Annotated in this window: 15 protein-coding genes; 7 read left to right on the top strand and 8 right to left on the bottom strand. The window is 70.9% G+C overall.

Going from position 1 to position 26,484, the window contains the following annotated elements; all coding sequences use genetic code 11:
- Nucleotides 1-4 precede the first annotated feature (4 nt).
- The 4 genes from ACLQ2O_RS14235 to ACLQ2O_RS14220 all read left to right on the top strand — a co-directional run bounded on the left by ACLQ2O_RS14235 (nucleotide 5) and on the right by ACLQ2O_RS14220 (nucleotide 2,679).
- Complete coding sequence (locus ACLQ2O_RS14235) at nucleotides 5-556, top strand: carboxymuconolactone decarboxylase family protein (protein WP_425831247.1); 552 nt, start codon at nucleotides 5-7, stop codon at nucleotides 554-556.
- Nucleotides 553-1,485, top strand: coding sequence for an RNA polymerase sigma-70 factor (locus ACLQ2O_RS14230; RefSeq protein WP_425831245.1), 933 nt, complete (start codon nucleotides 553-555; stop codon nucleotides 1,483-1,485). Before ACLQ2O_RS14235 ends, ACLQ2O_RS14230 begins: the two co-directional genes overlap by 4 nt.
- Nucleotides 1,486-1,532: 47 nt before the next feature.
- Nucleotides 1,533-2,060 (top strand): GNAT family N-acetyltransferase, encoded by a 528-nt coding sequence (locus tag ACLQ2O_RS14225; RefSeq protein ID WP_425831243.1) that lies wholly within the window; start codon nucleotides 1,533-1,535, stop codon nucleotides 2,058-2,060.
- Nucleotides 2,061-2,127: 67 nt separating this feature from the next.
- Nucleotides 2,128-2,679, top strand: coding sequence for a dihydrofolate reductase family protein (locus ACLQ2O_RS14220; protein WP_425831241.1), 552 nt, complete (start codon nucleotides 2,128-2,130; stop codon nucleotides 2,677-2,679).
- A 51-nt stretch (nucleotides 2,680-2,730) separates the two neighbouring features.
- On the opposite strand, the gene ACLQ2O_RS14215 is transcribed toward ACLQ2O_RS14220, so the two are convergent.
- The 7 genes from ACLQ2O_RS14215 to pheS form a co-directional block, all read right to left on the bottom strand.
- Entirely contained in the window at nucleotides 2,731-8,691 is a 5,961-nt protein-coding gene (locus tag ACLQ2O_RS14215; RefSeq protein ID WP_425831239.1) for an Ig-like domain-containing protein, read from the bottom strand.
- 103 nt (nucleotides 8,692-8,794) lie between these two features.
- Complete coding sequence (locus tag ACLQ2O_RS14210) at nucleotides 8,795-11,110, bottom strand: hypothetical protein (RefSeq protein WP_425831238.1); 2,316 nt, start codon at nucleotides 11,108-11,110, stop codon at nucleotides 8,795-8,797.
- Nucleotides 11,107-12,087 (bottom strand): glycosyltransferase family 2 protein, encoded by a 981-nt coding sequence (locus ACLQ2O_RS14205; protein WP_425831236.1) that lies wholly within the window; start codon nucleotides 12,085-12,087, stop codon nucleotides 11,107-11,109. The genes ACLQ2O_RS14210 and ACLQ2O_RS14205 overlap by 4 nt, the downstream gene beginning before the upstream one ends.
- An 87-nt stretch (nucleotides 12,088-12,174) precedes the next feature.
- Nucleotides 12,175-14,505 carry a hypothetical protein gene (locus ACLQ2O_RS14200; protein WP_425831234.1) on the bottom strand — a complete coding sequence of 777 codons (2,331 nt, stop codon included), beginning with the start codon at nucleotides 14,503-14,505 and terminating at the stop codon, nucleotides 12,175-12,177.
- 179 nt (nucleotides 14,506-14,684) lie between these two features.
- Nucleotides 14,685-16,229, bottom strand: coding sequence for a gamma-glutamyltransferase (locus ACLQ2O_RS14195; RefSeq protein ID WP_425831232.1), 1,545 nt, complete (start codon nucleotides 16,227-16,229; stop codon nucleotides 14,685-14,687).
- Nucleotides 16,230-16,387: 158 nt separating this feature from the next.
- Nucleotides 16,388-18,976: a phenylalanine--tRNA ligase subunit beta gene (pheT, locus tag ACLQ2O_RS14190; RefSeq protein ID WP_425831230.1), complete on the bottom strand. Its 2,589-nt coding sequence runs from the start codon at nucleotides 18,974-18,976 to the stop codon at nucleotides 16,388-16,390.
- Nucleotides 18,976-20,085: a phenylalanine--tRNA ligase subunit alpha gene (pheS, locus tag ACLQ2O_RS14185; protein ID WP_425831228.1), complete on the bottom strand. Its 1,110-nt coding sequence runs from the start codon at nucleotides 20,083-20,085 to the stop codon at nucleotides 18,976-18,978. The genes pheT and pheS overlap by 1 nt, the downstream gene beginning before the upstream one ends.
- A 256-nt stretch (nucleotides 20,086-20,341) precedes the next feature.
- Here pheS and ACLQ2O_RS14180 point away from each other — a divergent pair, with 256 nt between their 5' ends.
- From ACLQ2O_RS14180 to ACLQ2O_RS14170, 3 genes are read left to right on the top strand one after another with little or no spacing between them, the layout of a single operon-like run.
- Nucleotides 20,342-22,306, top strand: coding sequence for a PQQ-binding-like beta-propeller repeat protein (locus ACLQ2O_RS14180; protein ID WP_425831226.1), 1,965 nt, complete (start codon nucleotides 20,342-20,344; stop codon nucleotides 22,304-22,306).
- Nucleotides 22,303-24,321 carry a hypothetical protein gene (locus ACLQ2O_RS14175; protein ID WP_425831225.1) on the top strand — a complete coding sequence of 673 codons (2,019 nt, stop codon included), beginning with the start codon at nucleotides 22,303-22,305 and terminating at the stop codon, nucleotides 24,319-24,321. Before ACLQ2O_RS14180 ends, ACLQ2O_RS14175 begins: the two co-directional genes overlap by 4 nt.
- Nucleotides 24,322-24,381: 60 nt before the next feature.
- A complete protein-coding gene (locus ACLQ2O_RS14170; RefSeq protein WP_425831223.1) occupies nucleotides 24,382-24,984 on the top strand; it encodes a vitamin K epoxide reductase family protein in 603 nt (200 codons plus the stop codon).
- Here the strand turns inward: ACLQ2O_RS14170 and ACLQ2O_RS14165 are convergent.
- On the bottom strand, nucleotides 24,892-26,442 hold the full coding sequence (locus tag ACLQ2O_RS14165) for an MFS transporter (protein WP_425831221.1): 1,551 nt from the start codon (nucleotides 26,440-26,442) through the stop codon (nucleotides 24,892-24,894). The genes ACLQ2O_RS14170 and ACLQ2O_RS14165 overlap by 93 nt on opposite strands.
- Nucleotides 26,443-26,484: the final 42 nt, after the last annotated feature.

The raw sequence follows: 26,484 nt of genomic DNA, 5'->3' as shown, positions 1-26,484 counted from the left end.
GATCATGGCGCGGATCGACTTGGAGCACCGGCGGACGGTGTTCGTGCGGGCGATGGAGTGGTACAGCAAGCGCAAGTACGGCGAGGTGCTGGACCCGGGGAAGGTGGCGTTGCACCACAAGGGGGTGCTGACGACCATGCTGGCGATGGAGGGGTCGGCCGCGCGGTGGAAGGGGCTGGACCCGACACTGAAGGCGCTGGCCACGATGGTGGCGAGTGCGGAGATCGGGTGCAGCTGGTGCATGGATTTCGGGTACTGGGAGTACCACCACCAGAACATCGACCGGGCCAAGCTGCGGGATGTGCCAAAGTGGCGGGACAGTGACGTCTACTCGGACCTGGAGCGCGCGGTGATGAGCTACGCGGTGGCGGCGACGGCGACCCCGCCGGCGGTGACCGACGAGCAGGTCGAGCGGTTGCGGCAGGACCTGTCCGAGGCTGACCTGGTCGAGCTGACGGCGCAGATCTCCCTGGAGAACTACCGGTCGCGGATCAACGCGGCGCTGGGGCTGACCAGCCAGGGGTTCAAGGAGACCTGCGAGCTGAGGCCGGCGTGAACGACGAGCCGACGCGGGCTGTGGGCGACGTGGACGACTCGGACGAGCTCGCCGCGGAGTTCGCCGAGCACCGGGCGGTGCTGGTCGGGGCGGCGTACCGGGTGGTCGGGAGCGTGACCGACGCGGAGGACGTCGTCCAGGAGACCTGGTTGCGCTGGTCGGACGCGGACCGGTCCGAGGTGCGCGAGGTGCGCGCGTACCTGATCCGCATCACCACGCGGCTCGCGCTGAACCGGCTCCGGCAGCAGAAGTCCCGGCGGGAGAACTACGTCGGGCCGTGGCTGCCCGAGCCGATCGTGGCGACTCCCGACGAGCAGGACCCGGCCGCGATCGCCGAGGTGGCCGACTCGGTGTCGATGGCGATGCTCGTCGTACTGGAGACGCTGTCGCCGCTGGAGCGTGCGGCGTTCGTGCTGCGCGAGGTGTTCGACCTGCCGTTCTCGGAGATCGGGGACACGCTCGGGCGGTCGGAGTCCGCCGTACGGCAGCTCGCGCACCGGGCGCGGGAGCACGTGCACGCCCGGCAGCCGCGGCACCGCGTCGACAAGGCGCGGCACCAGGAGCTCACCAACCGGTTCATGGCGGCGTCCTCGGACGGCGACTACGAGCAGGTGGTCGCCATGCTCGCGCCCGACGTCGAGCTGGTCAGCGACGGCGGCGGCAAGCGCCGGGCCGCGCTCCGGCCGATGTACGGCGCCGACAAGGTCGCGCGCTGGCTGATCGCGGTGATCAGCTCGCCGGAGACACTCGGGATGGAGTTCGCGACCGCCGAGCTCAACGGCGAGGTCGCCTACCTGGCCTACGACGGCGAGACGGTCGACACCGCCGGCTTCCTCCAGCTCGACGAGCACGGCCTGATCGACCACATCTACGTCGTCCGCAACCCCGACAAGCTCACCGGCGTACCGACGAAGAACCGGCTCTGCTGAGCTCGCCTAGACTCTTCGTGCAACTCAGTCGCATCTAGGAGGTTCTGATGGAGTACGTCGTGATCGAGGCGGACGCGGTGTCGGATCCTGGGCTGCGGGCGGATCTGCTCGACACCTGGATCGCGGCGACGGACGCCGGCGGGAGCGTCGGGTTCACCGCGCCGGCGCCGGTGCACCTGGTCGCCGAGACGCTCGACCTCGCGCTGGAGCGGGTGGCGGCCGGGCGTGATCTGCTCGGCGTGCTGCACAACGGGGAGCGGTACGTCGGGATGGGGCTGCTGGTCTCCACCGGCGGCCAGCTGACCAGGCACTGGCGGACCGTACTGCGGGTGATGGTCCACCCGAAGTACCAGGGCAGTGGCGCCGGCCGCTTGCTGATGAACGGGCTGCGCTCGTCGGCCGAGGGGCTCGGGCTGGAGCAGCTGATGCTGACCGTCCGCGACGGCGGCGGCCTCGACGGCTTCTACGGCAAGCTCGGCTACCGCGTCGTCGGCACCCACCCCCGCGCGGTGCGCGTCGCGCCGGACGACTACCGCGACGAGATCATGCTCGTCACCGAGCTGGGTACCTCCTAGCCCAGATGTCGAGCGACGCCGGCCCGCGCCGACGTCCCCGGTGTCCGACCACTCAGGAGGAACAGCGATGCGCGATCTGATCGTCACCGAGAACATCACACTCGACGGCGTCGCCGAGGCAACCGAGGACTGGTTCCAGGTGCACGACGCCGGGGCCGGCACCAGCGACCTGCTCGCGGTCACCCAGCAGCACAGCGCGGCGGCCGACGCGTTTCTCGTCGGCCGCGACACCTTCGAGGCGATGCGCGGTTTCTGGCCGCAGCAGGCCGATGACGAGACCGGCATCACGAAGTACCTGAACGAGGTGCAGAAGTACGTCGTGTCCAGCACGCTCCAGGACCCCGGGTGGGAGCCGACGACGGTTCTGCGTGGGTGCGACGAGATCGCCGCTGTCAAGGAGCAGCCGGGCAAGGACATCGTCAGCACCGGAAGCATCCGGCTCGTGCAGGAACTGGCCGAGCGGAAGCTGGTCGACGAGTACCGGCTGTTCGTCTACCCGGTGACCGCCGGGCACGGGCGGCGGCTGTTCACGGAGGCGTCGGAGCTACGGCGGTTCACGCTGGCGGAGACGCGGCAGTTCACGTCGGGCGTGGTTCTGCTGCGCTACAGGGCGAAGTGAAGCGAGGCCGGGTCCTGCTCCTCAGCAGGACCCGGCCTTGCTGCTCTGGGGTCAGCGGCGCCGGCGCAGCAGGGTGACGCCGAGGGCGGCGAGCAGCCCGCCCATGGTCAGCAGGAACGCTGACGCGCCACCGGTGTCCGGCAGAGCCGCGACCGGCGCAGCACCACCCGGCAGCACAGGAGCCGGGGCGGAGCCACCGGCCTGAGCAGCGCCCGGCGCCGAGCCGCTCGGCAGAGACCCAGCCGGAGCCGATCCACCCGGCAGCCCAGCACCCGGCCCGGAGCCACCCGGCAGCTCAGGTGGCGGCTGACCGCCGACGGCGATCTTCAACTGGGACTCGACCCGGCGGCCGTCGGTGTCCATGACGCGGTAGGCGGTCTTGGCCATCCCGTTGAACGTGCGCTCCGGCACGAGCCGGATCGTTCCGTCCGGCAGCACCGTCCACACCCCGACCCCCGGTACGACGAGCCGCGCCCCACACGTCGCCGTCCCGGTCGCCAGGCAGACGCTCGAAGGGATCCACGTCGCCGCCTCGGTCGCGGTGTCGTTCAGCAGCGGGTTGACGACCACCGGGTTCCCGGGCGTCGACGTCCCTCCGTCCGGCAGCGCCGTCGCACCGAGCGGCGCCGCCACCGTGACCTCGAGCCGCGCGGTGTCCGACGTCCCGTTCTTGTCCGTCACGCGATAACCCACCGCGCGCGTCGTACCGCTGAACCCACCAGCAGGGTTGAACGTGACAGTCCCGGCCGCGGCGACGGTGAACGTTCCCTCCCCCGGAATCGTCACGGTCTTCTTGTCCTTGCCGTCCGCCGGATCCCGTACGACGACCGACGCCGGATCCAGCGCCGCCGCCGGGTCTCCGGCGCGATCGTTGTCCAGCACCGGCACCACCACAGCCTGCCCGTACGCCGTCCGCGCGCTGTCGTCCGCCGCCACCGGCCGGACCGGCAGCACCGTCACCGCGACCGTCGAGCGCGCCGCGTTCCGGTTGCTGTCCTTCACCTCGTACTGCGTCGGCCGGCTCGTCCCGGTGAACACCGCCACCGGCGTGAACGTGACCTTGCCCTCGGCAACCACCAGCGTGCCCTGACCGGCGATCGTCACCCGGTTGACCAGGTCCCCGTCGAGCCCCACCAGCAGCAGCGACGCCGGATCGAGCTTCGCGCCCGGCCCCGGCTTGTCGTTGGCCAACGGATCGACGACGATCGCCTGCCCCTGCTTCGTCTTGACCCGATCAGGCACCGCAACCGGCCGCGCCTCGACGGTCACCGTCAGCGTCGCCGTACCGGTGCTGCCGTTCTTGTCGCTCACCTCGTACGTCACCGGTGTCGCCGGGCCGGTCCACCCGCCCTCCGGCACCAGCCGCACTCCCCCGTCAGGCTGCGCTGTCCAAACCCCCTGCCCCGCGACCCGCACCGAAGGCATCGCGTCACCGGTCGCCGGATCGATCACCCGAACCGACCCCGGCACCAGCGGCGCGCTCTCGTCCTCCGGCTTGTCGTTCCCGAGCACCGGCACCGTGACCGGGGTGTCGAACGCCGTCGTCGCCGTGTCGTCGGCCGCCACCGGCTGGATGCGGTCCACCGTCACGGTCGCCGTCGAGGCCGACTTGTTCCCGCTCGTGTCGGTCACCTGGTACCCGACCGCGCTCTGCCCGCTGAACGTCGGCACCGGTTCGAAGGTGATCGAGCCGGTGACGGCGTCGACCTCGAACGTGCCCTGTCCCGCGATCGTCACCTTCCGGTCCCAGGCCCGGATCGCCGAGGTCCCGTAGATCTGGACCGACGTCTTCTCCAGCTCTGCCGCCGTACCCGGCACGTCGTTGGCCAGCGGGTCGAAGGTCACCGCGCCGTTCTGCTTGGTCGTGACGCTGTCCGGCTTCGCCTCCGGGCCCTTCCCGACGGTGAGGAACAGCAGCCCTTCGGCCGTCGTCCCGTTGTCGTCGGTGATCCGGTACGTCGCCGGCGTCGTCACGCCCTGGTAGTCCTTGACCGGCGTGAACGTGACCCGCCCGGTCTTGTCCGCGACGTACGTCCCTTCGCGCGGCTGCGTCACCTTCGTCCGGTAGACGCCGTCCGCGGGATCCTTCAGCAGCAGGCTCCCGGCAACCAGCGGCGCGCTTGGGTCACCCGGCTTGTCGTTGACCAGGACGTCGACGGTGATCGCCTTGTTGTACGGCGTGATCCCGGAGTCGTCGACCGTGAACGGGTCGATCGGTGTCGTACTCAGCAGCAGCGTCGCGGTCGCCGTCGTCTTGTTGCTGTCGGCAACGCGATAGGTGATCGGCTTGCCCTTGCCGCGGAACGCCGGCAGCGGATCGAAGAGCACCGTCCCGCCGTCCTGCACGGTGTAGGTCCCCTGCCCGGCGATCGTGACGGACCGCGCGAAGTCCGACCGCGCCGAGGCCTCCCGCAGGACGACGGACGCCGGGTCCAGCTTCGCGTCCGTCCCCGGGCTGTCGTTGCTCAGCACGTTCACCGTGACGGTCACGTCCTGCAGCGTCGACGCCGTGTCCGTCCGCGCGATCGGCGGCGCCCCGACGGTGATTCGCAGCACCGCGGTCGCGAACGTCCCGTTGTCGTCGGCCACCTGGTAGGTGAGCTCCGTCGCCGAGCCGCTGAACCCCGCGGCCGGGTCGAAGACCACCACCCCGCTGCGCGCGGTGAAGACCCCTTGCCCCTTCACGGTCACCGACGGCTTGAACACTCCGTCGGCCGGGTCCTCGAGCCGGATGCTGCCCGGCACCAGCGGCGCCGTCGCGTCCCCGGCCTTGTCGTTGCCCAGCACACGCACCGTCACAGCAGCGTCGTACGGCGTGGTCGCGCTGTCGTCGGCCGCGGTCGGCGTCACCGGCGTGACCGTGGCGACGATCGTCGACCGGGTCGCCTGGTCGAACCAGTCCGAGATCCGGTACGTCAGCGTCGTCGCCGTCCCCGTGTACGACGGGATCGGGTCGAACACCACGGTCCCGTCCGCGTCGACGTTCCACCGGCCCTGCCCCGGCACCGTCACCACCTTGCGCAGCGACCCGTCGGCGGGGTCGATCAGGGCCAGGCTGAGCGGGTCGAGCCCGGTCCCCTGCCCGGCGAGGTCGTTGGCCAGGGCATCGATCCGCAGCGTCACGTCCTGCGCGGTCTGCGCCTTGTCCGGCTTCGCCTCCGGCGGCGACGGCTTGGCGATCGTGACGGTCAGCGCCGCGCCCGCCGGCGTACCGTTCACGTCGGCGACCGTGTAGGCGAGCGAGGTCGCGACACCCGTGAACGACGGCAGCGGATCGACGTCGACCGTTCCGTCCGGCTTGGCCGTGAAGGTCGCCTCGCCGTCGACCACGACCACCTGTCGCGGTACCTCGCCGATCGGGTCGATCAGTCGCAGGCTGGTCGGCACCAGCGGCAGCGCCGGATCCCCCGCGGTGTCGTTGGTCAGCACCTTGACCGTCACGTTCGTGTCGTACGCCGTGCTCGCGGTGTCGTCGGTCGCGTCGGGCTGGACGCGCATGACCTCGACGCTCAGCGTGGCCGAGCCGACCGCCTTGTTGCCGTCGGCCACCTGGTACTTGATCGGGGTCGCCTTGCCGTGGAACGTCGGCAGCGGCTGGAACAGGATCCGACCGTCCGGGCGGGTCGAGTACTTGCCCTGGCCCGGGATCTCCAGCGAGGTCCCCGACTCGCTCCGCCCGGCGGTCGGGAACAGCCGCAGACTCTCGGAGTCCAGCTCGGACCCGGTCGGGCCGGGCTTGTCGTTGGCCAGCACCGACGCGTACGCCGGGGTGCCCTGCAGCGTCGTCAGCGTGTCCGGGTTCGCGACCGGCGGGCCCGGGGCATCGACGCTGACCACGAGCTGGGCGCGGGCCGCGGTCCCGTTCTTGTCGAGCACCTGGTAGCCCAGCGCGGTCGTGCTGCCCTGGAACCCGGTGGCCGGCGCGAACACGATCTTGCCCTCGGCCACCTGGAACTCGCCCTGCCGCGCGACGACGACCTTGCTCACCAGCTTGCCCGACCCCGGCTCGACGAGCGTCAGGGACGCCGGGTCGAGCGGCGCGTCCGGCGATCCGGACAGGTCGTTGTCGAGCACCGGTACGACGGCGTTGGTGTCGAACGGCGTGCTCACCGAATCGCCCAGCGCCTTGGGCGTCACCGGCGTGACGGTGACGACCAGCGTCGACTCGGTCAGCTGGCCGGTGCTGTCGGCAACCCGGTACCCGATCGTGGTCGTGACGCCGGTGAACTGCGGCAGCGGGACGAAGTCGACGCCGCCGTCCGGCTTGACCGTGTAGCTGCCTTCGCCCGGGACGACGACCTTCTTCTTGAACGCCGGGTCCTCCTTGGCCATGCTGGCGGCCGGGTCACGCAGCTCGACCGTCCTCGGGTCGAGCGTGACGCCCGGCGCGGTCTTGTCGTTGGCCAGCGGGGTGATCCCGAGGCTGACGTTCTGCGCGGTGGTCGCGGTGTCGGGGGCGGCGACCGGCTTGGCCGGCAGCTCGACCGTCACGGTCAGCGTCGCCTCGGCCTTCGCGCCGTTGCTGTCGGCAACCCGGTACGTGACCGGCTCGGCGACACCGACGAAGCCCGGCACCGGGTCGAAGTCGATCCGGCCGTCCGGCTTGGCGACGTACTTGCCGCGGCCGACGACGTTGACCATCTGGCGACAGGCGGCGCCGTCGACCAGGCACAGCGAGCTCGGCTGCAGCGGCGTGCTCGGGTCGCCGGCCTTGTCGTTGCCGAGGACATCGGTCGTGACGCCGGTGTCGTACGGCGTACTGGCGGTGTCGTTGACGGCGACCGGCGGAGGCGGCGGCGCGATCGTCAAGGTGTAGTCCTCGACCTCGCCGGAGTCGGTGGCGCCGGTCGGCTTCTCGACCTGGGCCGCCGTGTACCCGGCGCGGATCCGCGCGGTGGTCAGCCCCGCCTCGCCGGGCTTGACGAACTTGGCCCAGCTCAGCGTCGTCTCCCCCTGACCGGCCGCGAAGTTCGAGCAGGCGCGCTCGACCGCCTCGAAGGTGCCGTTGCGGTCCAGGTCGATCCAGCCGCAGACCTGGCCCGGCTTCGACGCGCCGGTCAGCACCACCGGTACGGCGTACGACGTGGCGCTGGTCAGCAGCGGCCCGAAGGTGACTCCGTCGTCGGCCCGGTCGGTGGCCGTCGGGCCGGTCTTCGCGTTGGCGACGGCCGCGTTGTCCTCGGTCGCGTCGGCGCCGATCCGCAGGTCGCTGAGCACCGACCAGGCGGCGCCGTACGACGGGACGGCGTCGCCGAAGTCCTCGCCGACCGAGGCCACGAGCGAGAACGCGTCGGCCGAGGTCTTGGTGTTGAACGCGGCCAGGTTCGGGTGCTTGGTGAAGAGCGCGGTCAGGTCGAAGCTGATCGCCTTGGCGACGCCGTACACCTGGACCGAGCCGCAGGCGGCCGTCGCGGTGGAGTCCAGGCCGTCGCCGGTGTCGGTGTTCCCGCAGCTCGGGCCGGCGTCGTGGTTGGCGGCGGTGATCGTGTCGCTGGTGACGGCGAGGTTGTTGCCCAGGCCGACCTTCCGGAGGCTGAGGCCGGCCGTGCCGAGCTTGAGGACGGTGTGCAGCTCAGACTGGCCGCGCGGCTGCCCGTTGACGCTCTGGGTGGACGCGCCGCCGAGGCCGGCGAGGTGCAGGACCGGGTTGCGGACCGGCTGGGAGAAGGTGATCGTCAAGGTGCCGCGGTTGCCGCAACTGCCGGTGGCCGCGCAGTCGCCGGTGTTGACCAGGAGGTCCTGCGCCGGAGTGGTCCGCGCGACGGCCGGCTGGTAGGTCTCCGCGGTGGGGCCGTGGTCGCCCGCGGTCGTTGCGTCGAGCAACTCGGTCTTCCCGGTGACCGCGATCGTCTGGGTCAGGCCGGAGCCGGGCATCGTGGCGGTCGCCGTACCGGCTTGGGCGAAGGGGGCCGAGGGCACCTGGTACCCCGACGCCGGCGTCACGGCCAGCAGCACGGTGAACGTCAGCAGGATCGCCACTACCGGCCGGGAACGTCCCGAGATCCTGCCCACAGCTTCGCCCTCCCCAAACGCACGTCCTGCATCGCGTCGGCACCGGGGCGAAACGGGCCAGCGCAGAGACAACGCTCCACGCGGAGTAGATGTTACGCGGGAATCACCGGGTCAGTTCGTAAATGTGGACGTGCTGCTCGCGGTGTCTCAGGTGGGCGAGCCGGGCCAGCCGCGGCGAGACCGGGCCGTCGTACAGATCGGCGTACAGCCAGCGCACGGAGTACTGCTCGCGCAGGCGGCGCAGGACGGCGGGCGTCGGTGCGTCGAGTGCCTGATTCGTCAGCGCGACACGGTCCGGCCAGGGCGACGGCTGGTTGGTGTAGCGCTTGCCGTTGGCGCCCTGCCTGCTCATCGCCTGCTGGGTGTAGGCCCAGCCCTCGATCAGCGTACGGCGGCCGGCGATCCCGCTGACGAGGTACCCGCGGGCGTCGCAGCCCGGGCGTTGCGGTCCGGCCGGGCGGCACCAGGTGTTGCTCGCGACGACATCACGCGGTCGGGAGTTGCGCGCCAGCCAGAGCGCCGCTGCGGCTTCGTCGGGATGCACTCGCCACTGCGGCGACGTGAACGACTTGGCCTGGTGGCTGGCAGTCGCGCGCACGCCGAGCGCGAACGTGCTCGCGGCCGGCACCGCGAGGATCGTTGCCAGAGCAACGGCTCCCCCGAGCCCGGCCAGCTTCAGTCGCTTGGCCGCCAGCGGCCACAGCAGCACCAGCACGACGGTCACGGCCAGTACGGCGACCAGCGGACGCGCTACCAGGACGACGCGGTCGAGCTGGTCGCCCCTCACCTTCATCCGCGACGCCAGCATCGCCGCCGTGTAGACGAGGCCGAGCCCAGCGGCCAGCACTCCGACGACAACAGCCGCCCGCCGCCGGTCCGCGACCTGCTTGAACCAGAGCGCGGCCAGCCAGCCGGTCGCGGCCAGGCTGATCGGTACGACGCTGCGCACGAAGTACGACTCGCTGGCGGACGGGTGGTCGACCAGGAGGTAGCCAGCCCAACCGGCAATGAGTCCACCGAGCAGGAACCAGCCGAGCGGGTCCCGTCTGAGCTCCCGCCGTCCGAGCAGGCTGTACCCGGCCAGGGCGACCGACTGGGCGACCAGCATCAGCGCAAGCACGACCAGGGCGCCGACGACCGACAGGAAGCGACCGGAGGTCAGCGCCGGGAGGATCAGCCCACCACCAGCGGCTGGGGTCGCGTCTCCGGTCGCAGCCCGGTACCCGCCTTGGAGCTTGACGATGGCCAGCAGTTGCAGACCGGAGCCGCTGGTGCTCCCGGCAACGGTCACCAGCGTGCCGACCGCCGCAGCGGCCAGCAGCGCACCGGCCGCGATGAAGCGGGCAGGCAGCTTGCGGTCCCGGATCAGCACGAACAGCGCGGACAGGCCGACCGCACCGACCAGGATCGGCAGGATCGTCGGCTTGGACCCGCCACCGACGACGGCGACGCTCAGGGCGAGCACCCACAGCCCCTTCGGCTGCCGGCCGCGGAACAGCAGCTCCACCACGAACGCGGCGGCCGCCGTACCGGCCAGCATGCCGAACGTCTGCGACGGGCTGATCAGGCTGAACGGCGGCGCCAGGTCGACGCCGTTGTCGACGAGCAGCGCGAGCTGCGGCGCGGCAATGACGACCGCGACCAGGACGCCGGTCCACCACGCGCGGCTGACCGTCCGGGCGAAGGTCGCGAAGACCAGCAGCCCGACCACGAGCAGCGGGAGCAGCCAGAGCCGGTAGAGCACGAGGATCGGTGACAACCGAGTGATGTCGACCGCGCCGGCCATGTCGGCGTTGGCGAACCAGTGGTAGTCCAGCTGGTGCCCGGCGACCTGCGGCAGCTGCGGCGGCACGGACCGGGTCAGCTCGTTCACCATCGACAGGTGGAAGAGCAGGTCCGGGTAGTACGCCGTACCGGCGGGTGGCATCGGGTGGTAGGCGAACACACCGAAGGTCGCACCGCCGAGCATGACCGCCGCAGCGGCTGCGAGCCCCCACGTCCAGGTCGGCGGCAACGGCTTCGGGTCAGCGATCCGCCAGTGCCTGCGCAGCCCCGGTACGGCGGCGAACAGCGCGAGCACGAGCACCGGCCAGACAACGAGAGCTTGCTGCCAACCGACCAGGGTGAACAGGGCCCAGCCGAGCAGCTGGTAGGTGATGCCGACGACAGAGCCCAGGCCGAGGTCCTCGGCCCAGTTGCCGGTGCTGCGCCAGAGTGCTCGCAGCACGAGCACCCCGGGCAGCGCGACACCTGCGGCGAAGTAGACGGCGTACCGGAGGATCGCTGTGACCGGTACGTCGACGGTGAGCAGGCCGATCAGTGCGACGGCGAGCGGGAGCAACCACGGCAGCAGCCGGGTCATCGGCCGGGCGGAGGGCGCCGTCAGACCGGTGGGCGGAAGGTCATCGACGAGGGTCAAGTTCGTACGGGTTCCCGCTCCAGGACCTGGTGGCCGCCGTCCTCGAGACTGTCGTAGCCGACCAGGAACTGCGGCCGTTTCTGACTCGACTGGAACAGGCGGGCGACGTACTCCCCCAGGAGGCCCAGGCACAGCAGCTGGATCGCACCGATGACCGCCACCGCCAGGACGGTCGACGTCCAGCCAGGGATGCTCTGGCCGGTCAGCTTGATCACCAGCGCGCCGATCACGAACGCGAACGACAGCAGACCGCCGAACAGGCCGAGCCAGGTCGCCAGCCGCAGCGGTGCCGCCGAGAACGCGGTCACGCTGTCGAAGGCGAGCCGGAGCATCTTGCGCAGGTTGTACTTCGTGACGCCCGCGGCCCGCTCGGCCCGCACGTACTTGACCTCGGCGCTCGGGAAGCCCAGCCACGGAATCACCAGCCGGAACACCCGGCCGTCCTCGGGCAACCCGTTCACCGCCTCGACCACCCGGCGGGAGACCAGCCGGAAATCCGCGGCGTCGAACGGAATGTCGCGGCCGACCAGACGACACATCAAACGGTAATACATTCTTGCGGTGGTGCGTTTCGCCCAGCTGTCGCTGGAACGGTCCGAGCGCACGCCGTACACGACGTCGACGTCGGCGGCCCGGGCGGTCGCGAGCAGCTCGGCGATCACCTCGGGCGGGTCCTGCAGGTCGGCGTCGATGGTGACCAGGTAGTTGCCGCGGGCCCGGCGGAAACCCGCCGAGATCGCGGCCTGGTGCCCGGAGTTGCGCAGCAGGCGGATCAGGCGCAGCTGGGGCCAGTCGGTCGCCGCGGCGAGCAGCATCGACGCGGTCGCGTCCCGGCTGCCGTCGTCGACGACGAGCAGCTCGTAGCTGACCCCGAGACCGTCCAGCAGCGGCCGCATCCGGTCGAAGAAGATCGGCAGCACCTCCTGCTCGTCGTACATCGGTACGACGACCGACAGGTCAGGAACCTGCTCGCCCATCGACCCCACCCCCAGCTGTTTTTCTGTCCACACCAGATAAGAACGCCCGAAAATGAGAAAAAGATGCTTTCGTCACTGAATTGGCAGCTACTTGCCCGTGATTCGCAACACTGCCACCGTGCGGTTCGCGAACGCCAACTCGAGACCAGCGCCGGCCGCGACGGTCGCTTTTCTCGCGTTGGCCCGGTCGACGAACAGCCAGTTCACCCCGTACTGGGCGTGGGCGCGCCGTACGGTCGCCGGATCCGGAGCCGAGAACAACAGGTTCGTCAGCTGCCACCGGTCCTGCCAGGGCGCCGGCTGGACCATGTAGGGCCGGCCGCGGAGGCCGTGCTGCGCCATCGCCTGCTGGGTGTAGGCCCAGCCCTCCAGGAGCGTCCGACGGCCCGCGAGACCACTGACGAGGTAGCCCAGCGCGAGGCAGTCCGTGCGGTGCGGCATGCAGGCCGTGTTGGTCGCGACCACGTCCTCCGGGGCCGAGTGCTGCTGCAGCCAACGGGCTGCCTCCTGTTCGTCGGTGGTGAACTGGGTCTTCGGAGAGGTGTAGACGAGTGGGGCCGTGGACTCGCGGGACGTGTCGGCCTGGACGATCGTGCTGCTGAGCGAGATGCCGACTGCCATCAGGACCGGCACGAGCAGACCGGTGCCGATCAGGCCGGGCCAGGTTCTGCGCACTCGGCGCCAGCACCACCAGGCCAGCAGGCAGACAGCCAGGAAGACGACCACGCCTCGACTCAGGGACAGCACCGGCGACCAGCCCGTACCGAGCAGCGGCACTTTGACCTGTTCCTGACCGACAACGATCAGTACGCCGAGCAGCAGACTCACCACGACGGGCCCAAGCACCTGGCGGAACGTGCGGCCGCGGACCGCGATCGAGACCATCCAGGCGGCGGCCACGGCCGCGAACGGCACCAGGCCGCGGAGGAAGTAGTACTCGCTGGACGACGGGTGGTCCACCACCAGGAAGGCGGCCCAGCCGGCAGCCAGCGTCCCGAGCAGGAACCACGCGACCGGATCGGTTCGGGCTCGCTTGGACGTGAGGAGCCCTGCGCCGACCAGCATGCCGACCTGGCCGATCAGCAGCACCGCCAACAGGACCACGATCGCGGTGATCCGGCCGTCGGCGATCGGCTGCAGGAGGAAGTCTCCTGTCGCCACCAGCGACTCGTCCCCGGTCGTTGCCTTGTACGGCGTACCGAGTGTGCGCAGCACGGCCAGCGGTCTGAAGCCGGACCCGCCGGTGCTGCCGGTGACGGTCAGCATCGCGAGCACACCGGCGCCCAGCAGGAAGGCGCAGGCGAGCAGGGAACGGCCGGGAAGGGCTCGCTTGCGCACGGCCAGGTAGAGGCCGGCCAGAGCGACACCGCCCAGCAGGATCGGCAGCACGGTCGGCTTGGAACCGCCGCCGAGCAAAGCCAGAGCCATCGCCAGTCCCCACACGCCTGGCCGGCCGCACCGGTACAAGGCCTCGACCAGGAAGACCGCGGCCGCCGTCAGCGTGACCACCGCGAAGGTCTGCGACGGGCTCGGGAACCAGACCAGCGTGCCGACGACCGACAGCCGCCCCTGGCCGATCAGCGATCCCGAGGCCGGGATCGCCAGGATCGCGACGGCGAACACGGCTGTCGTCCACTGCCTGCTGACCTGGCGAGCGAGCACGGCCGTGAGCAGTACGGCGACGGCGGTGAGCGGGACGACCCAGAGCCGGAAGAGCACGAGCTCCGGCGACAGGCCGGTGATGTGGACGGCCGCGGTCATGTCCGCGTTCGCGAACCAGTGGTAGTCCAGCGGCTGCCCGGCGGCCTGCGGCAGCTCCGGCGGCACGGAGCGCATCAGCTCGTGCACCATCGACAGGTGGTACAGCAGGTCCTGGTGGTAGGCCACCGCGGTCTGCTGGTCGAGCTGGTTGGCCGCGGCCTCCGGGGCGAGGTGGTAGAGCATCGGGCCGGCCACGACGCCGTAGAGCATCACGGCCAGCGCGACGGCGACGCCCCATGACCACGCCCGCGGCAGTGCGACGGGTTCGGCGATGCGCCAGTGGCGCCGGAGTCTCGGGACCGCGGCGAAGACGACGAGCAGGGCGGCCGGCCAGACCGCCAGCCAGGACTGGTACCCGAGCGCGGTGAACAGGGCCCAGCCGACGAACTGGTACGCGAGGCCGGTCGCCGCGCCGAGCGCGCAGTCCTCGGCCCAGTTGCCGGTCGAGCGCCACAGCGCGCGCAGCAACAAGATGCCGGGGGCAACAATCCCGAGCGCGACATAGGCGTCGTACCGGAGGACGGTGAGCAGGGGAACACCGGCCTGGACCAGCCCGAGCACGGCGACCAGGACCGGGAGTGCCCAGGGCAACCACCTCGGGAGGCTTCGGGCACCGCGCGACAGGGCTCGTGCCGGGCGGTCCTCGATCAGCTGCATACTTGTAAAGACGGGGTGAGCGGCCGTTCTGGTTGTGCCGCCGGGGCGAAGGTGACGCCTTTCGTACCAGGCTGTGACAGGCAGTGGCGCCGAGCTGCGGGTGCGGGTCTTCGCCGTGCGGCAGTGGTGGTCATACCCAGTTCATGTCCTGCACCCCGCAGGACATCACAGGGCTGGGCTCAGGTCTTGGAGACTGCGACCGCTCCGGTACGGCGAGGGTCCCCGACCGCCTGCAGGCCGGTCTCCGGGTCCCAGAACGCGGCGGCGACGCCGCCGAAGTACATCGAGTGCGGCGGCATCGGGCGGATCGGCAGGTTGGTCGTCGCGGCGCTGAGCTCGAGGTCGTCCTCGTAGTCGACGACGACGTCCGCGCGGACGCGGACGTGCAGCCGGGGATACTCGACGGCTTCCTCGAGGGACAGGCCGCCGTGGGTGTAGAGCGCGTAGGTCTGGGCGATCGCGGTCGGGATCCGGTCCGAGCCCGGCGAGCTGATCGCGAGCACCGCGCCGTCGCTGTCGCGGCGGGCGACGCTGGGCGCCATGTTCGAGGTCAGGCGCGTGCCGGGCGCCAGGCTGTGCGGGCCGCCGGCCAGCAGCTCCTGCTCGCCGAGCGCGTTGTTCAGCCAGATGCCGGTGCCGGGCGTCATCACGCCGGAGCCGTAGCCGGACGAGACCGTGATCGCGCAGGCGTCCCCCTCGTCGTCGACGACCGAGACCGTCGCCGTACTGGGTGAGGTCAGTGCGCGCAGGTCGCCGGCCGAGGCGAGGTCGAGCAGCTTCTGCCCTTCGAGGCGGCGGACGTCCTCCTCGTCGAGCTCGGCCAGGCGCCGGCCGAAGACGGCGTGCTGGACCTCGACCAGGCGCTCCAGCTCGGACGGGTTCCAGCCGCCCTGCACCGGTACGCCGTCGAGCAGCGCGAGGATCGCGGCGACGGCGACCCCGCCGACGGCCGGTGGTGGGTTGGTCGCCAGGCTCCACCCGTTCTGCTTGACGACCAGCGCCGGACGGACAACAGCCTCGTACGCCGCCAGGTCCTCGGCGGTGAGCAGGCCGTCGTTGTCCTTCATGTCGTGGACGAGGAGCTTCGCCAGCTCGCCCGTGTACATGGTCTCGGCGCCGGCCTCGGCGATCAGCTCCAGGGCCTCGGCCAGCTCGGGGATGACGACGGTGGTGCCGGCCTTGATCACCTGACCCTCGTCGTCGTGCACGACGCCGTGGCTCGGCTGGTGCCAGCCGAAGATGATGTCGTGGGTGTAGCCGAGGTAGTACCCGGACGTGCGGCTCAGCGTGAACCCCTGCCGGGCGACCTCGATCGCGGGCTTCACGACCTCGCTCCACGGCGCTTTGCCGGAACGGCGGTGGGCGAGGTCGAGCGCCTTCATGCCGCCCGGAGTCGCCACCGAGCCGTGGCCGACGGTGGTCGTCGTACCGCCGCCGTAGTCGGTGGTCACGTCCCAGATCCCCCGGCCGAACCGGTCGTCGGGCAGGCCGCGGCCCGGCATCTCCACCCAGCCGTCGATGGCGACCGGCTCACCACCGGCCACCTGCAACGTGACGAACCCACCGGAAGCGGGCGAGACGACGCCGATCTCGTTCACCATCGTGACGAGCGTCGCGGCGATCGCGGCGTCCACCGCGTTGCCACCCTCCGCCGCCAACCGCACGCCCGCATCAGCCGCAGCCTTGTTGGGCGCGGCCACCGCCACCCTCGGATGCGACGCCATCAGACCGCCCACCCGACGCGACGAGCAACTGCGCGCACCGGTCGCTCACCGGCCCGGAACGGGGACCTTGAACACCAAATCGGGGCTGTGGACAGGCTATTTCCTGTCCCAGGTCCCGCGTTGGTGTTCAAGGTCCCGGCGGCGGTCGTGTTCATCGGTCAGCCGACGCGCTGGACCGCGTTGAAGCGGTCTACGGCAACCTGGACCGCTGCTTGCCGGGTGTCGGCGACCTCGTTCTCCTTCAGGGTCCGGTCCGGCGCGCGGAAGCGGAGCGCGAAGGCGAGCGACTTCTTGCCTTCGCCGATCTGCTCGCCGGTGTACACGTCGAACAACCGGATCGACTCCAGCAGCTCGCCGGCACCCTCGGACAGCGCGGCCTCGACGTCGGCAGCCGGTACGTCGGCCGCGACGATCAGCGCCACGTCCTCCTTGGCCACCGGGTACGACGAGAACGGCTGCGCGGTGACCGTCGCCGGACCGGCGGCGATCAGGGCGTTGAGGTTCAGCTCGACCGCACTCGACCGCGCGGGCAGCCCGAACGCCTGACACACCTTGGGGTGCAGCTCACCGGCGTACCCGATCAGCTTTCCTTCAACAGAAAGTTCCGCACAGCGGCCCGGGTGCCAGGGGGCGCGCTCGACGTTGCGGACCGTCGGCTCGACGCCGACGGACGTGGCGATCGCGCGGGCGACCTGGACGGCGTCCGCCCAGCTGACCTGCTGGCCCTTGCCCCACCAGCCGGTGGGAGTGCGCGAGCCGGTGAGCACGACGCCGATGTGCAGCGGCTGCTCGGGGAGCGCGTCGTACAGGGCCTTGAGCTCGTCGTCGGTCGGGCGCTGGGCGACGGTCGGCAGCGGCGCCGGCTTGGCGCCGGGGCGCGGCGTGAAGACCAGGCTGGTCTGGAAGATCGCCAGGTCGGTCGACCCGCGGCCGACGTTGCGCTCGGCAGTCCGGAGCAGGGTCGGCAGGAGCGTCGTCTGCATCGACGGCTCCTCGTCGGACAACGGGTTGACCAGCTTCACCGTCGTCCGGCGGAGGTCGTCGGCCGGCAGCCCCATCGCGTCGAAGTCGGCGTCGCCGACGAACGGGTACGAGACGACCTCGGTCAGCCCGGCACCCACCAGCGCGGTCGCCACCCGGCGGCGCCGGCGCTGCGACACCGTCAGCCCCTGCCCACCCGGAGCCGACGGCAGCACCGACGGCACGTTGTCGAACCCGAACAACCGAATGACTTCTTCGGCGAAGTCGTTAGGGTCCCGCAGATCCGGCCGCCACGACGGCGGCGTCGCCAGCACCAGGTCGGTGCCGTTGATGGATGAGGTGGGGAGAGAGGTGCCGTCGCCCCGATCCGCGACGGCTTCGCCGCGCGTGTGCCCGGCCGAGCCGATGGCGAAGGCCGACGGCGTCGCGCCGGCCGGCGCCTGCGCGATCGTGCAGCCCACCGACTGCAGGTGGCGCAGCGTCTCCTCGACACTGATCGACGCGCCGGCGACCCGCGCCGCGTGGTCTGCCCGGAACGTCACCGCGGGCGCCGCCGGGTGCGTGTCGATCAGTGTCTCGTCAGCGACGATCGTCCCGCCGGCAAGCTCTGCCAGCAGGTCCGCGACCCGCTGCGCCGCGTACCGCGGGAGTGCCGGGTCGACCTCGCGCTCGAAGCGGCGGGACGCCTCCGAGGACAGCTTGTGCCGCCGGGAGGCCCGGGCGATCACGATCGGGTCGAAGTGCGCGGCCTCGATCACGACGTCCGTGGTCGACGCGGAGATCTCGGTCGACGCGCCACCCATCACGCCGGCGATGCCGATCGGGCCGGAGTCGTCGGTGATCAGCAGGTCCTCGGCGTCCAGTGCGCGGGTCTGGTCGTCGAGCGTCATCAGCTTCTCGCCGGCCGTCGCGCGCCGGACGACGATGTCGCCGCTCAGCCGGTCCTTGTCGTACCCGTGGATCGGCTGGCCCAGCTCGAGCATCACGTAGTTGGTGACGTCGACGCCGATCGAGATCGGCCGCATGCCCGACGCGACCAGCCGCTGCTGCAGCCAGCGCGGCGACGGCGCCTTCGGGTCGATGCCGGTCACCGTGCGCGTCACGAACACGCTGCATGCCTCGGCGTCCTCGACGCGCACCGGGTAACCACCTTCACCCGAGCCGTTCACCGCCAGCCCTGCCGGGTCCTTCAGCGCGACCCCGTACGCCGTCGCCGCCTCGCGGGCGACCCCGCGGATCGACAGGCAGTACCCACGGTCGGGCGTGACGGCGATGTCCAGGACGTCGTCGCGCAGCGACAGCAGCTCGATCGCGTCGTCGCCCGGCGTCGCCTCGCCCGGCTTCAGCACGACGATGCCGTGCGTGCCGTCGTCGCCCAGGCCGAGCTCGGCGCTGGAGCAGATCATCCCGGCCGAGACGTGGCCGTAGGTCTTGCGGGCCGCGATCGCGAAGCCGCCCGGCAGCACCGCGCCGGGCAGCACGACCACGACCAGGTCGCCGACCTCGAAGTTGCTCGCACCGCAGACGACCCACTGCGGCTCGTCCTTGCCGATGTCGAGCGAGCACCAGCGGATGGTCTTGCCGTTCTTCTGCGGCTCCGGCTCGAAGGTCAGCACCTTGCCGACCACCAGCGGACCGGTCAGGTCGGACTCGACGACGGTCTCCACCTCGAGCCCGGCGCGGATCAGCTTCTCGGCGACCTCACGGCCGGTCACGCCGTCCGGCAGCTCGACGTACTCACGAAGCCACGACAGTGGGACCCGCATCAGATCTCCATCCCGAACTGGCGGCTGAACCGCACGTCACCCTCGACCATGTCCCGCATGTCCTCCACCCCGTTGCGGAACATCAGCGTCCGCTCCAGGCCCATCCCGAACGCGAACCCCGAGTACCGCTCGGGGTCGATGCCGCAGGCCTGCAGGACCCGCGGGTTGACCACGCCGCAGCCGCCCCACTCGATCCAGCCCTCGCTGCCGCAGGTGCGGCACGGGCGGTCCGGGTTGCCGACGGAGGCGCCGCGGCAGACGAAGCACTTGAGGTCGACCTCGGCGGACGGCTCGGTGAACGGGAAGAAGTTCGGCCGCAGGCGCGCCTCCAGACCCTCGCCGAACATCGACACGACGAAGTGGTCGAGCGTGCCCTTGAGGTGCGCGAGCGTGATGCCCTCGTCCACGACCAGGCCCTCGACCTGGTAGAAGACCGGGGTGTGCGTCGCGTCGAGCTCGTCGGTGCGGAACACACGGCCCGGGCAGATCACGTAGATCGGGGGCTTGCGGGTCAGCATCGAGCGGGCCTGCACCGGCGACGTGTGGGTGCGCAGGACCGTCCCGGAGCCGGCCGGCTCGACGAAGAAGGTGTCCTGCATCTGCCGCGCCGGGTGGTCGGGCTGGAAGTTCAGGGCGTCGAAGTTCAGCCACTCGGCCTCGACCTCCGGGCCCTCGGCGACGTCCCAGCCGAGCGCGGTGAAGACGTCGGCGATCTGCTCGGAGATCAGCGACAGCGGGTGCCGCGCGCCGGGCTGCGGGCTGGTCCACGGCAGCGTCACGTCGACCTGCTCGGTGGCGAGCATGCGCTCCTCGTGCTCGGCCTCGAGCACGGCCAGGCGGCCGGCGTACGCGTCGTTGATCGCCTTGCGGGCCGAGCCGATCCGCTGGCCGGCCTCCTTGCGGCCCTGCGGCGGCAGTGCGCCGATCTCGCGGTTGGCCAGCGCGATCGGGGACCGCTCGCCGAGGTGGGCCAGCTTGGCCTCCTGCAACGCGGACAGGTCGGCCGCGGTCCGGAAGGCGTCGAGGGCCTCGTCCCGCGTCCGTTCGACCTCGTCGGCGTGCAACGGAGTCACCTCGACGGGGTCGTAGTTCTTGTTGGGACCGGACATGGCTCACTCTCGGGTCGCTGATACCTAACCTGCTGCCCGCAGTCTAGGAACCCACGGCACCGGAGCGTGAATCGGTTGTCCACAGGCGACCCCGCTGCGCGTTGCTGCGTGCTCGCGAACACCTCCGCGCAAGTTCACGCGCCCGATCTGTTGACTCCCCGGGCCGCCGATCGTAGGGTCCCGGTTAATTTCAGCGTGTCCGTAACTTGCTTTCAGCGATGTCCGTAACCCGTGCCCGTCCGTCCCGGGAGGCGTTGTGCACCAGCGACCCGCACCATCGGCACTCATCGTCGCCGTCATCGGCGCCCTGTTCCTGACCCTCACCGCCGGCCCGAGCGCGGCCGCCGCGCCGCCCACACCACAAGCCGCGCCGCCCGCACCACAAGTGGAGAATCTCGGCCCCGCGTCCGCGGTCACCTCGACCAGCGTCGCCGAGCAGGTCGGTGACCGGATCTGGACCGCGACCTCCGGCGTCTCCCCGGTCCAGGTCGGCGCGTTCGACCCGGCCACCCAGAAGATCGAGCAGAAGGTCGCGCTGCCCACCGGCGCGGGCGCCTGGGCAATGGCCCACATCGGGACCGACCTCTACATCGGTCTCTACACGCCGGGGGACGTCTACAAGATCGACACCACCACGGGCGCACTGACCAAGGTGGCCCAGTTCGGCTCGTTCATCTGGTCGATCGCGGCCACTCCCGACGGCCGGATCGTCGCCGGCACCTACCCGGACGGCGGCGTGCACGAGTACGACCCGGCGACCGGCGCGACGCGCTCGTACGGCGCCGCCTTCCCTGGTGAGCAGTACGTGCGCAGCATCGCGGCCGACGAGACCACCATCTACGCGGGCGTCGGCACCAAGGCCCACCTGATCGCGATCGACCGCGCCAGCGGCGAGCGTCGCGACGTACTGCCGGCCCAGTACGCCGACCGGACCTTCGTCGCCACCCTCACGCTGACCGGCGGCAAGCTGGCCGCGGGCCTGTCGCCGACCGGCACGATGCTGGTGTTCGACACCGCGAACCTGGCCGCGCCGGTCGAGGTGCAGACGCCGGGCGGCGACCAGTACGTCACCGCGATCACCATCGACGAACCGACCGGGGACGTGTACCTGGGCACCCGCCCGTCCGGAACGCTGTACCGCAGTCGCGGCGGCGAGCTGCAACGGCTCGGTTCGCCGTACGACGGCGCGTACTTCAACCGCATCTTCGTCGACGGCTCCACGATCCGCGCCGAGCTGACCAGCGAGGTCGTCACCTTCGACGAGGCGGCCGGCACCTTCAGCGGCGTCGACCTCGGCGCCGCGGGCCTTCCGCCCGCGCCGGAGCAGCCGATGGGCATCGCGGCGACGCGGGACACCGTACTGGTCAGCGGCAAGGCCGGGATCCAGGTGCACGACCTGAAGGCGGGCACGAACCGCCGCGTCTTCCTGCCCGGCGAGGCGAAGACCCTCACGCCGATCGGCCGCGACGTCTACCTCGGCGTCTACACGCTGGCCCGGCTGTGGTCGATGAAGCCCGACGGCTCCGGGCTGCACGAGTTCGGCCGGATCGAGAACGAGCAGACCCGCCCGACCGACGACGCCTACGACGAGCGGACGCGGACGCTGCTGATCTCGACCGAGCCCGACTACGGCAAGTACGACGGAACGCTGACCGAGCAGCAGATCGGCACCGGGCGGCGCGAGGTGCACCGCGGCGTCGTACCGCACCAGTCGGTCCGCTCGGTCGGAGCCGAGGACGGCATCGCCTACCTCGGTGGCGCGACCCGCAACAGCCTCGGCACCACTCCGGTGTTGCCGGAGGCAACAGTCGTCGCCTTCGACCTGCGCCGCAACCGGACACTGTGGGAGGTCGCGGCGGTCCCCGGCGCGCAGGCGTTCAGCGACGTGGTCCCGTTCCGCGGCCGGCTCTACGCGACCACCGACGACGGCCGGCTCGCCGTACTGGACCAGCGCACCGGCAAGGTGCTCAGCACGCAGACGATCGGCACCAGCCAGAGCCGGTTGGCGATCGCGCGCGGTCGTCTGTTCGGCACGGACAACAAGCGCGTCTTCGAATTCATTCCGGGACGCGTACCGGCCGTGACCACGGTCGTCGACGGTCTGGACGCCCAGATCTACGGCTTCCCGGTGATCACGGCCTCGCCCACCGGCGACGCCCTCTACACGCTCAAGGGCCGCGACCTGGTCCGAATCACCGTCCCGAAGGGATCCCACCGATGACGCGACCCGAAGCAGCAGACCAGGACCGGACGGTGTCGCGGCGCACCGTGCTGGCCGGCAGCATCCTCGCCGGTACGGCGGCCGCCCTGACCACGACGCCGGCGCTCGCGGGCGCGGCCAGCACGACGCCGGCACTCGCGGGCCCCTCCGCCGCACCGATCGACGGCTCCACCCTTCCCCGGTTCGGACCGGCCTGCTCGACGGCGGCCCTGGTCGCGATGGCCGTGCACGAAGGCCGCGCGTACCTGATCACCCGCGGCATCGTCCCGCCGAAGCTGGTCGAGATCGACCTCACCACCCGCCTCGTCGTCCGCACGACCGACCTCCCGGTCGGCGAAGGCGGCTGGGCCATCACGGTGGCCGCCGGCAAGATCTACGTCGGGCTGTACCCGGTCGCCGACGTCTACTGCTTCGACCCGGCGACCGGCGCCCTGACCCGGGTCGGCAGCCTGGCCGGCGCGGGCGGTTTCGTCTGGGACCTGGTGACGGCGCCCGACGGCCAGGTCTTCGCGGTCAGCTACCCCAACGGCACGGTCTGGCAGATCGATCCGGCCACGCAGACTCTGACCCGGCTCGGAGCCCCGGTGACTGGAGCACAGTACGGCCGGTACGTCGGTGCGGCGGGGTCGTCGGTGTACGCGGGCATCTACACGCCACCCCAGCTGGTGGCCTACGACCGGGCCGGCGGCAGCTTCCGCGACCTCACGCCGGAGGCTGTCCGCGGGCAGACCTTCGGCCCGTTCGCGGCCACGGCCGACCGGCTGTACGTGGGCAGCAGCGGAGCCTTCCTGAGCATGGATCTCGACGGCGGCAACGTCCGCGTGGTCCCGCTGCCGACCGGCCAGACCGGCATCGACGCGATCACGGTCGGCGCGGACGGTACGGCGTACGTGACAACCCGCGGCGCGGGGACGGTCTGGTCCTGCGGCCCGGACGACGTGACGCTCACCGCGGTGGCGACACCGGCGCCGGCCGACGAGCACCGCCGGCTGGTGCTGCTCGACGAATCCACGCTGCTCGGCGCGACCGGCTCGGGCGTGCTGTGGTGGCTCGATCTCGGCACCGGACAGTTCGAGCTGCTCGACATCGTCGATGCCGGGTTCGAGCCGGCCGCCGACAAACCGCAGTCCATCGAGCTCGGGAGTCCCCACCTGTACGTCGGCGGGCACTGGGTCGTCACCGAGCACTCGCTCACCCAGCGCACCAGCCGACGGATCCGTGTGGCGGGTGAGGCCAAGACGCTGACCTGGCAGGGCAGTCACCTGTACTCCGCGCTCTACCCGAGCACCGAGGTGGTCCGGATCGACCCGCGGACCGCGGACGTGCACAGCTACGGGATCATCGGGCACGAACAGCTCCGCCCCTGGCAGGCGGCGTACGACGAACGGACCGGGCTGCTCGCGATCGCCTCCGCGCCGGGGACCGGCAAGCTGGTCGGCGCGCTCACCCTGCTGGACGTCCGGACCGGCCGCATGGACGTCTACCCGAACCTGCTGCCGGACCAGAGCATCATGTCGGTCTCGATCTGCGACGGCATCGCCTACCTCGGCGGTGACGTGGTCGGCGGAGGCGGCATCACGCCGACCCGGACCGCGGCCGCGATCGGCGCGTTCGATCTCCGTCGGCGCCGCCTGCTCTGGACCGCCGAGCCACTGGCCGGCGAGCGTTCCATCCAGAGCGTCGCGATCCACCGCGGCCTCCTGTACGGCGTACTGAAGCGCACCAGCGGCGGTTGGTTCACCTACAACCTGCGCACCGGCGAGGTGGTCCGCGCGGCGACGAACCTGTCCGGCTACGGCGAGATCTTCGTCCACGAGGACCGGGTGTACGTCGAGACGAACTTCGGCGGCAACCTCTACCAGCTGGGCCCAGGACTCCGCGAGGCACGCCTGCTGGTGAACAAGCTCGGCGACGGCTGGTACACGGTCCCGCAGCTCAGTCCCGTGCGCGGCCGGCCGGCCCATCACGCCTGGGGTCTGGCCGACCGCGACCTGGTTCAGCTACCGCTGCGGTGATCAACGGGTGACGGTGCGGCACAATCGAGGCATCGTCCGACGACCCGAAGGCAGCACGTGATGACGAACGCGGACCTCACCGCTTCAGCGACCGAGGCCGGTCGGGAGACCGGCGACCCCGCCAACGGCCTCAGATGGCTGCTGGCCGTCGGCGGGGCGCTCGGGTTCCTGGCCGCGTTCGTGCTGACCGTGGAGAAGTTCCACCTGCTCACCGACCCGAACTACACGCCGAGCTGCAGCATCAACTCGGTGCTGTCGTGCGGGTCGGTGATGGTGACGCCGCAGGCCTCGCTGTTCGGCTTCCCCAACTCGCTGCTCGGCATCGGCGGCTTCGCGATCGTCACCACCCTCGGTGTCCTGCTGCTCAGCGGCGTCCGGTTCCCGCGCTGGATCTGGCTCGGCCTGCAGGTCGGGGTCACGGCGGCCGCCGTACTGATCCACTGGCTGATGTACCAGAGCATCTACTCGATCGGCGCGCTCTGCCCGTACTGCATGGTCGTGTGGGCGGTGACGATCCCGACCTTCTGGTACGTCACCCTCCACAACTTCCGCGACACCCGCTGGGTCCGCTCACTCAGCGGCTACCACGCGGTCGTGATCGGGGCCTGGGCCCTGTTCGTCGCCGGCATTGTCCTGACCCGCTTCTGGCTGGGCAACGGCTGACCTGCGCGGCAGCACGAACAGCGCGACCAGCGCACCGGCGGCCGCGCCGATCAGGCCGGCCGTCATCGCGATCGACATCGCGTCGGTGAACGCCTGCCGGGCCACCGCCACGAACTCGGGCCCCAGCGCCAGGGTGTCGGCGATGGACTCGCGAGCAGGCACCGAGTCGGGCAGCGCGGCCGAGTAGGCAGCAGCCAGCACACTCCCCAGTACGGCGACCGACAGCGCGGCCCCCGTCTGCTGGACGGTGTCGTTCATCGCCGAGCCGACGCCGCGGTGCTCAGCAGGCACTGCCTGCATCAGCAGCGTGTACGCGGCCGGTCCGGCCAGGCCGCCGCCGATGCCCATCACCATCAGCCCGACGATCAGCAGCCCGTACCCGGTGTCCGTGGTGACCTGGGTCAGGATCCCGAAGGCCGCCGCGATCACCGCCAGGCCGGTCGCGATCAGCGTGCGGTCGGCGAACTTCTTGCCCAGCGTCGCGCCGACCCCGTTGAAGAGCATCGCGGACACGGCGTACGGGATGAGGGCGAGCCCGGCCTTGAGCGGGCTGTAGGCCAGCACGAACTGCAGGTACTGGGTCAGCGCGAGCAGGAGTCCGCCCGCGGTGAACGACAGCAGCACGATCGACAGGCTGGTCCCGCTGAAGTTGCGGTCCTTGAAGAGGTACAGCGGAACCATCGGGTGCGGCGCCCGCCGCTCCCACAGCGCGAAGCCCACCAGCGCGAGCACGCCGACCGCCAGCCCGCCGAGCACCCGGCCCGAGCCGAGACCGTCGGCCGGGATCGAGATGATCGACCAGACCACGGCTGACATGCCCACGATCGACAGCAGCGCGCCGACCGGGTCGACAGCCCGTTCCGGCCCACGGGACTCGGGGATCAGCACGACCGTGCCGATGATCGCCAGGATCGCGATCGGCACGTTGATCAGGAAGATCGAGCCCCACCAGAAGTGCTCGAGCAGCACGCCGCCGATGGTCGGACCGCCGACCACGCCGACCATCGCGACGGTCGACCAGGCGGCCATCGCCTTGCGCTGCTCGTTGGGCGGGAACACGGTGAACAGCAACGACAGTGTGCTCGGCATCAGCAGCGAACCACCGACGCCCATCAGGCCGCGGCACGCGATCAGCTGCCACGGGTTCGTCGCCAGCGTGGCCAGCAAGGAGGCCAGGCCGAACACGACCAGCCCGATGACGAGCAGCTTGCGGCGGCCGTACCGGTCGGAGAGGCTTCCGGCGGTCAGCAGCAGGCCGGCGAACGCCAGGATGTAGGCGTCGATGATCCACTGCACGTCGGCCGGGGTGGCGGACAGGTCGCGCATCAGCGACGGGATGGCCAGGTTCAGGACGGTGTTGTCGACCACCAGCACCATCACGCTCAGGCAGAGGATCAGCAGGATCCACCAGCGCCGTGGGTGGCCGATGTCGGTCGACTCGAACGATGTACTAGTCACTCGCACACCGTACGACAAACTGGAACAGTGTGCGAGTCGGAT

Source organism: Kribbella sp. DT2, from assembly GCF_049844575.1.
GTDB lineage: Bacteria > Actinomycetota > Actinomycetes > Propionibacteriales > Kribbellaceae > Kribbella.
This window is presented reverse-complemented; position numbering and strand designations above follow the sequence as displayed.

Excerpts from the sequence above, each read along its gene's own strand:
- ACLQ2O_RS14235 (WP_425831247.1), top strand. The coding sequence starts at position 5 with ATGGCGCGGATCGACTTGGAGCACCGGCGGACGGTGTTCGTGCGGGCG.
- ACLQ2O_RS14225 (WP_425831243.1), top strand. The coding sequence starts at position 1,533 with ATGGAGTACGTCGTGATCGAGGCGGACGCGGTGTCGGATCCTGGGCTG.
- ACLQ2O_RS14220 (WP_425831241.1), top strand. The coding sequence starts at position 2,128 with ATGCGCGATCTGATCGTCACCGAGAACATCACACTCGACGGCGTCGCC.
- ACLQ2O_RS14205 (WP_425831236.1), bottom strand. The coding sequence starts at position 12,087 with ATGGGCGAGCAGGTTCCTGACCTGTCGGTCGTCGTACCGATGTACGAC.
- ACLQ2O_RS14200 (WP_425831234.1), bottom strand. The coding sequence starts at position 14,505 with ATGCAGCTGATCGAGGACCGCCCGGCACGAGCCCTGTCGCGCGGTGCC.
- ACLQ2O_RS14195 (WP_425831232.1), bottom strand. The coding sequence starts at position 16,229 with ATGGCGTCGCATCCGAGGGTGGCGGTGGCCGCGCCCAACAAGGCTGCG.
- pheT (WP_425831230.1), bottom strand. The coding sequence starts at position 18,976 with ATGCGGGTCCCACTGTCGTGGCTTCGTGAGTACGTCGAGCTGCCGGAC.
- pheS (WP_425831228.1), bottom strand. The coding sequence starts at position 20,085 with ATGTCCGGTCCCAACAAGAACTACGACCCCGTCGAGGTGACTCCGTTG.
- ACLQ2O_RS14175 (WP_425831225.1), top strand. The coding sequence starts at position 22,303 with ATGACGCGACCCGAAGCAGCAGACCAGGACCGGACGGTGTCGCGGCGC.
- ACLQ2O_RS14170 (WP_425831223.1), top strand. The coding sequence starts at position 24,382 with ATGACGAACGCGGACCTCACCGCTTCAGCGACCGAGGCCGGTCGGGAG.